Genomic DNA, 9,050 nt, shown 5'->3' on the forward strand with positions numbered 1-9,050 from the left:
CATCAGTGTTCGGACAACGAACCGGCCCCCTACTTCCCGTGCCAGGGCGGGAGGAAGGGGCCGGTTCGCATGTTCTAGGCGGCGAGGGCGAGGGGGGCTTCAAGCCTCTCCCATGCTCCGAGAACGGCCTTGTGGGCGTCGGGCTGGAGGTGTGCGTAGCGCTGGGTCGTCTGGAAGCTCTCATGGCCGAGGAGGTGCTGGACTTCGTAGAGGGAGACGCCTTTTTGGGCGAGCCAGGAGGCGCAGGTGTGGCGCATGGCGTGGGGCGGGTAGCCGGGTACGGGTTGCTGGTCGCCGTCGGTGTCGAAGTGGTAGGCGTTGTTGACCGCGGGCCACCAGGTCTGTGTTCGCCAGTTGCCGTCGTCGAGGAGTCGGCCGGCTCGTCCTTTGGTGATGGTGGTGAAGGTCACGGCGTCGCGTTCGAGGCGGTGGATGTGCCGTTCGAGGGCGTCCAGGACGTGGGGCGGGAGGGGGACTTCGCGTCGGCTCTTGGAGCTCTTGGGGTACTCCTTGATGCCGCTCTTGGTGTTGACCTCGACGACGAAGAGGCGGGAGCGGCGGCGGTCGATGCGGTGGTGGTGGAGTCCGGTGAGTTCGCCCCAGCGAAGTCCGGTGTAGAAGCCGAGCAGGCACATGGTGCGCCATGCGGCGGGGAGTTCGTCCAGGACGCTCTGGGCCTGGTCGAGGGTGAACCACTGCGGGGGTTTGGTGGCGATGGTGGGCAGGTCGATGCTGCGGCAAGGGCTGACCGCGATGATGTCGTCGTCGACGGCCGCGCGCATGATCGAGGACATGAGGTTGTAGGAGCGCTGTATCGCCGAGGCGCCTGTGCCGTTCTCGGCGAGGGTGCGGATCCAGCCCTGGACGTCGATGCGGGCGATGGCCCGCATTTCCCAGTCGGCCCAGTACGGCGTGATGTGGTTCTTGATGCTGGAGGCGTCGCCGCGCAGGGTATGCGGCTCGACGACTCGGACGTTCCACCACTTCTGGTGCCACTCGGCGAACTTCATTCGCCCGACACGAGGGTCGCGCAGCGCCCCGCGCCGGAGCTTGGCTTCCATCTCAAGGCCCCAGGCGCGGGCCTTCTCTTTCAGGGGAAACGATTCACTGAATCGGTCACCCGCGGTGTTCCGGACCGTGCACTGCCAATTGCCGGACTTCAACTTGCGGAGGTACGAGGGAATCCACTCCTTGTCAGATTGTAGGGCCGTGGCGAGGCGCCCTGGGGTCAGCGGCCAGGCAGAGAGGTCGGGGCTGTCCGACTGGCGATGAACGCGTCGAGGCTGGCGGAGGGGACGCGTACGCGGGATCGCCCCGGGCCGGTGCGGAGGTCGACGACGTCCAGCTCACCGGAGGCGATGAAGCGGTAGACGGTGCGTCGGTCGACATCCAAGGTCGCGGCGACCGCGGGGATGGAGAGCAAACGGGACGCCATGGAAGGTCCTTCAGTGAACGGAGTGGGCTGGCCATCGGTCAGCACGGCACCCCGGATCACCGTGCGGTGCCGCCCTGTCGTTCGCCGCGGCTCCACCGCCAAGCAGGTCCGGACGAACACCCCTAAGGGTCCGGACGATCACCGGTTTGGCGAACCGGTGATCGTCGGCTATAGGTTCGCCATACGGACACCGCTCGACGCGTCCTCCCATTCAAGGGGCCGCGAGCACCATGGGCTGCAGATGGGTTTCCGAGAGAAATATGACGAGCCCCGCGAATTTCGACCTGGTGTCGAGGGGTGTTGTACGTTGACATACCCGTAAGCCGAATTCCACCCATCGGGGCTTCCTTCCTGTCTGCCGTGAGCGAATCGGCCGGACGCCCCACGTCGCGCAACGCCCGTACGGCCCTATGCGAGACGGCCCACGGGTGGCAAGGCAGCCTCCGCAGGGGCTTTGCCGGCGCGAGGGAGCGATTCCCTCAGCAGTGGGGTGGTCTGCCTCATCACGCCAGCTCGGGACGGTCCGGCTTGAACGGCCCCCCTCTTCGCAGCCCTCGGTGCGGGCAGCAGGCGGCTCCGGCATAGGGACCCCCTAGACGGGGGCGACGTGGTCGCGGGATTGGGAATGCTGTATCCCGCCTTACGGTGTCCCTGAGGTTGAGGTGGGAGCGTCTCGGTTAACGGTATGAGTGGGGTCGGTGCCCACGGAAGATGTGTCGATCGCGAGGTAGCCCGATGGCGTGCCTGCGATGAGCAGACCGTGGCATTCCACCAGTGCGTCAACGCAGTCTGTCAGGAGTCGCCGTCCTGTTCGCGTCTGTGGGTTCCAGATCACCATCCCATCCAGGCTGCCGGTGGCGAGACGGGCAGTTCCATCGGCCGCGGCGAACGCCGCCACCGCCCGCACCCAGTCGGTGTGACCGGTGAGGGGCTGCCCGTCCTGGGTTCTGGTGGTCGGGTTCCAGATCCGCACCGTCTTGTCGTGGCTGCCTGTGGCGAGGCGGGGGGTTCCATCGGCCGCAGTGAACACCGCCACCGCGGTCACCCCATCGGTGTGGCCGGTGAGGGGCTGGCCGTCCTGGGTGCCGGTGGCAGGGTTCCAGATCCGCACCGTCATATCGTCGCCGCCGGAGGCGAGGCGGGGGGTTCCATCGGCCGCAGTGAACACCGCCACCGCGGTCACCCCATCGGTGTGGCCGGTGAGCTGCAGGTGGAGGGGCCGTCGCTGGACGGCACCTGCGGCCAGAGCGGCGGGCCAGCCAGCCGGATTGCCGGGCTTTAGTTCGGCGGGGGGTGTGGTGCCTTGGATGTAGGTGGTGCCGAGTCGGCGCCACCACCGGCGCCACCAGGTCGTGTCGTCGGCCTGCTGACCGAGGGTGGTGTCGCGGGCATGGTGTTGAAGTAGAACGGTTCCGGCAATGGCAGGGGGCAGATTGTGGAAGGACAAGCCGTGATCGAAGGCGGCAGTGGTGATGCTGGCGAGGTCGAGGGTGTCGAGAACGTCGGGGTGATCAGCGAGCGTATGGAAGCCTCCGGCGGGGTGGCCGAGGCGGGCGTGGGCGGCGAGGTGGTGGCGCATGTAGGGGCTGATCGCCTCAGGCGACGGGACCATGGCGCCGCAGTCGTGTGTGCCGTGTGTTTCCAAGGCGTGGCGGGCGTGGCGGGTGAGGGCGATGGTGATGCGGGCGTGGTGGTGGGCTATGTCGGGGGCGGTGGTGAAGTGTTCGGTGAAGGTGCGGTGGGCGAGGCGGTAGACGCTTTGGCCGTGTTCCTGGTCCAGGGCGAGGTAGGGGGCGGCGTCGCGAAGTAGGTCGGGGATGGCAGCGCCGACGGGAGTGGAGGTGTCGGCAGCGTGGGCCCAGATGTCGTTCTGGTCGGGGAGGCCGCGGCCTTGGGCGAGGCCGAGGGCGCGGAGGAGGGGTGTGTAGGCGGGGTTCGTGCGGTGGAGGCGTTGGAGGGCGCGGGCGAAGAGCTGTCGGTGGGTGCGGCCGATCAGGGGGGTGGGGTCGGTAAGGAGGTCGGGGTCGTTGAGGAGTTCATGGGCGGCGAGGCGGGCGTAGAGAAACTGCTGTGGTTCGACGCCGTCGTGCTGGTGCGCGGTGACCAGCCGGTGGACAGTGTCCGCGACGCGAGCGTCGTCAGCGACGAGGGTGCCGCGCCGTTTGGCGGCGTTGAGTTTGGCACGCAGGTATCCGGCAAGGGCTTCAGGGTCTTGGGACACCTCGACGTACTGCGGGTCGCTTCGCGGGGTTCCGGAGGTCCACCGGGGGCGGACGGCGTCGAGGATGTCGGTGTTGGTGGGGGCGGGCTGGTCAGGGCCTTCGTGGGTGGAACGGCGGGTGCCGATGATGACGCGGACCGTGGGCAGGTCGGCGAGGCGGCGTAGGAGGAGGTCGGCGATGGTGAGGGGTTGTTCGGCTTCGTCGAGGGCGTCGAACAGGATGGTGAGTGGGGTCCGCCGGGTGCGGAGTCGGCTGATGAGTTGGTCGGCGACGGCGGCGGGGGGTTGGCCGGCGGCAGCCTGTTGGGCGAGGTCCGGCAGGTCGGCGGCGTCGGCGAGGAGTTGGAGTGTGTGGGTGAGGGTGAGGCCGGCGAGGTGGGTGACGAGGTCGAAGGGATCGTCGGGGCAAGGGGTACCGGCGGGGAGGGGTTGGAGGTGGCCGTGGCGGATGAAGATGTCCCGCAGCTGGGTGCGGGTATGCAGGAGGACGTGTCCCAGGAGAGCGGATTTCCCAGCGCCGGCGGGGCCGGTGACCACGAGGGCGCCGTGGGTGGCGGTGGTGAGCCAGTGGAGGATGCAGTCGCGTTCGAGGGTGCGGCCGTGAAAGTACCAGGCGAGTTCGCCGAGTTCGGCACCGGAGGCTTTGGGAAGAAAGTGGCGCTGCTCGTCGGTCGGGAGCTGGTCGATGACAGCTTGGAGTTCGGCGAGCTGGTCCAGGGGCGCGGAGACGGCGCTGGCGGCGTCGGGCAGGATGCGGACGAGTTGGTCACGGTGGTCATCAGCGGTGACGGCAAGGTGGCCGCCGAGCTCTTGGGCGAGGTGGATGCCGAGGGTGGCGAGGCCGATGGCCGGCTGTCCGCGAAAGGTGACGTTCACGGCCCGCCCCAGGGCTTGGGTGAAGCCGCCAAGTTCGGCGTAGCCCTCGGCCGCGGTGGACAGCAGCAGGTAGCGGCCGGCATCGGGGTGCTTGGTGAGGAGTTCGACGTGAACGGCTTGGGCGAAGCGGCGGGAGAAGCAGGCATCGAGGACGACGATGGCCCAGCTACCCGCCGCGTCGGGATGAAGCTGGCGGCTACCGATGGCGAGGGCGATGTCGTGCGCGCTGACGCCGCTGGTGTGGCGCGCCGGGCTCCGGTAGTGGGCGAGGTGGTCGGCGCTTCCGTGGCCGACCCAGTACAGCACCGTGTTGCCGCTGCCGGGAGGGACGCTCTCGCCCGTCCAGACGCCGAGCCGGTCCTCGACCGCCTGCCGGTCCCGTTCCTCCCCCGTGACCGTCCACCGACTCAGGCGCAGGCCGTAGGGGGCAAGCAGGTCGGCGATCGCCTCCACGTGCACGTCGGTCTCTAGATGCGGGTGGTGCTCGTAGGCGGTGAAGTTCACCGGGAATAGTTCAACTGCTCCCTCCGCTGGGAACGGCTCGGCAGCTCCGTCATCGGCAGGGACAAGTTGCGGGGTGGTGGGAGTGGTCATCGGCTGTCGGATCTAGGTGTCGGGTGGGGTGATGAGGACGAGTTGGGAGATGGGCGCGTGGGTCCCGGTGTCCAGGACCACGCGGTACAGGTCCGGCGCGTCGGGGGTGAAACGGGCGGAGAGCGCACCATCGGGGCCGGCGGTGAGGGTGAGCGGGTGGCCCGGGCGCCCGGTGGTGGTGCTGCGGACGGTCAAGCACACGCCCATCGGGCTGTCCAGGCCGGTGGCGGTGAGGGTGAGCGGCTGTCCGAGGGTCCCGCCGAGGTGGGGGGTCTCCAGGCCGGGACCGGCCCCGTCACCGCCGAGGTGGACGCCCTGCGGGCGTTCGAGCGCGATACGACGCAACTGGCGCAGGACTTCGTCGTGGCGCATGAGTGTGCCGTGCTGGCCGAAGACGTAGTGGACGGCGTCAGTGCCCGCTTGGGCGGAGGGCCCGTGGACGGTGCCGTCGCCGTAGGTGTTGCGGCGGGCGGGGATGCCGGTGCGCGGGTCGCGGACGAGTTCGCCGACGTCGCCGACGTCGAAGGCATGGTGACAGCCCACCGCAACCGCGCGGCCGGTGGGCTCCTGCTCGTCCAGGGTTTGCACGGTAGCCTGCGCCTCGCCGACGATCGCCCGATGCCCAGGCAGCACGACCGGGCTCTCCCGGTGACGCGCCCGCTCTCCCAGGGAGCGTGCAGCAAGGTCCGCGTCGCCGCCGAACCGCGCGACGTCCGCGGGAGTGAGACGATCGACGTCGAGGCCCCGGTCCAGGCAGCGATAGCCGGGCAGCAGGTCGTGGACACCCGGCAACGTCGCCGCCATCCCCTGAACATGCCGCAACAGCCACGCCGGCTTCGCCTCCGCCTGCACGAGGTTGAGCGCGAGGACCGCCTTCGCGGAGCCAAGGAACGGCGTCCCGACGGTGATCACCGCCCGCGTGTCGGCCGCGAGCTCCGGATCCTGCTCCAGCGCGGCCCGCACCACCAGCCCACCCATCGAATGAGCGGCGAACACCAGCCGCGGCTGCCGCTCACCCACCGCACGCCACTCCGGCCGGGCAGCCACCTGCTCACGCCACCGAACCAGATGCGCACGAGCCGCACGAGCCAACAACGCCCCGTTATAGGAGACCGCCAGCCGCCAGTCATACGGAAACGGCACCACCGCACCCGGGCCCAGGGTGACCCTCTCCAGCACCTCGACCACCTTGCCGTAGGGGTCCAAGCCCTGGAAAACAGGCAGCCACCACGGCCTAGACAACAGCCCGGTCGCACGAATACGGGTCAACGGCGCCCGCAGAGCGGTATCAGCGTCGGCTTCTCGCTCCTGAGCATCGGCACGCAGAGCTCCGAGGAAGCCCTTGCCCGTCCACGGGTTGGTGAGCATCGCCAGGTCCGCACCCCACAGCAGGGCACCCGTCGCGGTGTCCTGAAGGACGCTACCCATGATGCCTGGCACCACGACGCAGGCGTCCCTGGTCCGATCGTCGAACACTGGCGGCACCCCGGCATACGGCACGGCACGGCGGTATCCGCCCCCGCCACCCCCCGCGATCCCCATACCACCCGACGATAAGGCAACGCGCCCACACCCAGGTGAACTTCAGCACGAACGTCCACGATCCAAGAGCCCACCGCAAAGGAGGTGGTGACAGCGATCCGGTGACGGCTGCATTGTCGAGTCCTGTCGGCGTGCCGGTCACGGTGCCCAGGTGGGCTCGGGCGAACAGCGGAGGTTCGGACCGAAACCGAGTCCCACCCCCACTTGCGACCTCGCAGAAGTCGACTATGACATAACGCGAAACGTCTGCTCGCGAAGTCGGCGGTCTCCGGCCCGGTGGCCCTGACCTGGTTCGCCCCAGCCGCGCGCACCTGATTGGCGATGACGCTCGGGTCCAGAAGCGCCGGGCCGGGTGAATCGGCAGGCCGCCGCAGGGAAGGCGCGAGTGGGGTGATGACCACGAGCAGGGGCGACAACTGCCCCTACTTATCGGCAGATCGCACTTGACGCCTGGCCACGAGTTCGTTCATAGATCCCGTCGCCAGGACGCAGCGACCAGCATGCACTCTTAACTGGGTTGGACGGCCTCAGTTCCTGCCAGTGAGGCACATCGGGCATACCAGGGACTCGTCGACCGGCCCGGTCCAGCGGCGCAGGCCGGGCGCGGTGTCCGGGTCGGGGCGGCATTCGACGGGGAGGGTGAACACCGGCGCCGCGGGCACCGGGCCCCTGGGAGGGTGATGTGCAGGAGGGTGCCGCCCGCGGCCCGGACGATGATCCGCCCGTCCCACGGGCGCGGCCGGGAAGCCGGCACGAGCGCGGTCATCGTTCGTACCCGGCCCGGATAAGCGCCGGAACGGGCACGACGAACACGTGCTGGCGCTCGCAGCCCGATCCGGCGGTCAGGGAGTTCCGGTGAAGGCGCCAGTCGCGGGAAACCCGGCCCTGCCCGCACGCCGGGCACAGCACCCGGGTGCGGACCTTGACCGTGGTGTTCGGGACGGGGCCGGGGTGGAGGGGGAACCCGGCGGCGAGCACCAGGTCCTCGGCGGCCTGCTGCTGGAGCCGGATGTAGACCTGGTCCTGCTCCCAGTCGGCCTCGGCGACGGGCTCGGTGGGGGCGGGCTGGCCGGTGTGCGTGCCCATCAGAACTGTCCGGAGGGATGGCTGGTGTCGGGGCGGGCGCCGGCGGGCGGCTTGGGGTCGCCGGTGCGCATCCGGTAGGGCCACAGGCCCTCGGCGGCCGGGGCGTATCCGCGTTTGTACCGGACGGTTCCGTATCCGGGGAGTTCGCTGTCGGCGCCCCAGGTGATGGGGAGGCTGGTGGTGGAGGGCGGTCCGGCGATCCAGCCGTCGGTGAGGTGTCCGAGGGGGTCGTCGGCGGCCGGGTACGCGGTCGTGGGGCCGTAGAGCTCCATGACGATGCCGCAGTACGGGCCGTCGGTGAAGACGGTCGGGTAGGACGTGGTCGGGCCCTCGGCGGCCCGAGCGCGGACGGCGTGCTGGCGGTCCTGCCAGGTGGTGACCTCGTCGGCGGTGGGGGTGGGGGACAGTCCGAGGACTGCACGGAGCGCGGCCACGGTGGAGAGGAGTTCGCGGTGGGTGGTGTGGGGGTGGGTGCAGCGGATGCGGTGAGCGAGCAGGGCGCGGGCGGCATTGTCGGCGATGTCGACGAGGTGGGCGTCCAGGGTGTCGGGGTCGGTGTGCTCGCCGCCGCCGTGGGTGAACTGTCCGGCGGCGAGCAGGAGCGCGGAACGGCGGTGCGTGGTGCTCATGGGGAGGGGCATCTCCGGGTGTGGAAGAAGGCGGGACGGCGGTTACTTGGGGGGCCGGGGAGTCGGGGCGCAGGACCAGGCGGGCGAGGTTGCGGTGTCCGCGGGTCGCGTTCCAGGTGATGATCAGGTAGGAGAGGTGGCGGGACCAGTCGATCTGGCCTTCCTTGGCCCGGTCGGAGGTGACGCGGGAGCGCAGGGCGAGGATCGGGTGGCCGGTGGGGAGTTCGGCGCCGTCGCCGACGCGCTGGAAGAACCAGGCGGCTTGGCCGGGGTCGATGGCGTTGAAGAGGTAGAACGCGGTGCCGAGCGCGGACGGCGGGATGTGGGGGAACGCTGTGCGGGTGCGGAGCGCGACCTCGGCGGCCCGGCGGATCTCGGGGTGCTCGGCGAGCAGCGCGCGGGATTCGGTGGTGGTGGGGCCTATGCGGCGGGTGAACTTGCGGTCGCCCTGCTCCAGCACCAGACGCGCCGCAGGACGGCGGCGACGGTGGTGGCGTTGGTTTCGTGGGCGAGGGTGAGGGCGTCGGCGGTGGTGCGGCGCATGCCGGAGTCCATCGTCGACTGGGCCTCCGGGGGGGTGTCTCTATGTCCTTCGTCAAGGACGTGGTGCCGGGTGTGTAGGTGTTTGTGGTGGTTATGCGACGAGGGTGGCGGTGGGAGTTCTGGA

The 9,050-nt window shown here is 69.7% G+C and carries 7 protein-coding genes; all 7 read right to left on the reverse strand.

Annotation, left to right across the window (positions count from 1 at the left end; translation table 11 throughout):
* Positions 1-74 precede the first annotated feature (74 nt).
* The 7 genes from ABZ842_RS31320 to ABZ842_RS31350 all read right to left on the reverse strand — a co-directional run bounded on the left by ABZ842_RS31320 (position 75) and on the right by ABZ842_RS31350 (position 8,926).
* Positions 75-1,061 (reverse strand): site-specific integrase, encoded by a 987-nt coding sequence (locus tag ABZ842_RS31320; RefSeq protein WP_361544337.1) that lies wholly within the window; start codon positions 1,059-1,061, stop codon positions 75-77.
* A 167-nt stretch (positions 1,062-1,228) separates the two neighbouring features.
* Positions 1,229-1,435 carry a helix-turn-helix domain-containing protein gene (locus ABZ842_RS31325; RefSeq protein ID WP_361544340.1) on the reverse strand — a complete coding sequence of 69 codons (207 nt, stop codon included), beginning with the start codon at positions 1,433-1,435 and terminating at the stop codon, positions 1,229-1,231.
* Between the two features lie 640 nt (positions 1,436-2,075).
* Positions 2,076-5,036 carry an AAA family ATPase gene (locus ABZ842_RS31330; protein WP_361544343.1) on the reverse strand — a complete coding sequence of 987 codons (2,961 nt, stop codon included), beginning with the start codon at positions 5,034-5,036 and terminating at the stop codon, positions 2,076-2,078.
* Positions 5,037-5,138: 102 nt separating this feature from the next.
* Positions 5,139-6,626 carry a hypothetical protein gene (locus ABZ842_RS31335; protein WP_361544346.1) on the reverse strand — a complete coding sequence of 496 codons (1,488 nt, stop codon included), beginning with the start codon at positions 6,624-6,626 and terminating at the stop codon, positions 5,139-5,141.
* Between the two features lie 804 nt (positions 6,627-7,430).
* Positions 7,431-7,754, reverse strand: a complete 324-nt coding sequence (locus ABZ842_RS31340) for a hypothetical protein (RefSeq protein WP_361544349.1) — start codon at positions 7,752-7,754, stop codon at positions 7,431-7,433.
* Positions 7,754-8,383 carry a hypothetical protein gene (locus ABZ842_RS31345; RefSeq protein WP_361544352.1) on the reverse strand — a complete coding sequence of 210 codons (630 nt, stop codon included), beginning with the start codon at positions 8,381-8,383 and terminating at the stop codon, positions 7,754-7,756. The genes ABZ842_RS31340 and ABZ842_RS31345 overlap by 1 nt, the downstream gene beginning before the upstream one ends.
* A 420-nt stretch (positions 8,384-8,803) precedes the next feature.
* Positions 8,804-8,926 (reverse strand): hypothetical protein, encoded by a 123-nt coding sequence (locus ABZ842_RS31350; protein ID WP_361544355.1) that lies wholly within the window; start codon positions 8,924-8,926, stop codon positions 8,804-8,806.
* Positions 8,927-9,050 lie beyond the last annotated feature (124 nt).

Origin of the sequence: Streptomyces sp. NPDC047315, from assembly GCF_040643215.1 — a bacterium.
Taxonomy (GTDB): domain Bacteria; phylum Actinomycetota; class Actinomycetes; order Streptomycetales; family Streptomycetaceae; genus Streptomyces.

Bases quoted from the DNA above. Each gene is read 5' to 3' on its own strand.
- ABZ842_RS31350 (WP_361544355.1), bottom strand. From the start codon at position 8,926: ATGCGCCGCACCACCGCCGACGCCCTCACCCTCGCCCACGAAACCAAC.
- ABZ842_RS31340 (WP_361544349.1), bottom strand. From the start codon at position 7,754: ATGGGCACGCACACCGGCCAGCCCGCCCCCACCGAGCCCGTCGCCGAG.
- ABZ842_RS31345 (WP_361544352.1), bottom strand. From the start codon at position 8,383: ATGAGCACCACGCACCGCCGTTCCGCGCTCCTGCTCGCCGCCGGACAG.
- ABZ842_RS31320 (WP_361544337.1), bottom strand. From the start codon at position 1,061: ATGGAAGCCAAGCTCCGGCGCGGGGCGCTGCGCGACCCTCGTGTCGGG.
- ABZ842_RS31325 (WP_361544340.1), bottom strand. From the start codon at position 1,435: ATGGCGTCCCGTTTGCTCTCCATCCCCGCGGTCGCCGCGACCTTGGAT.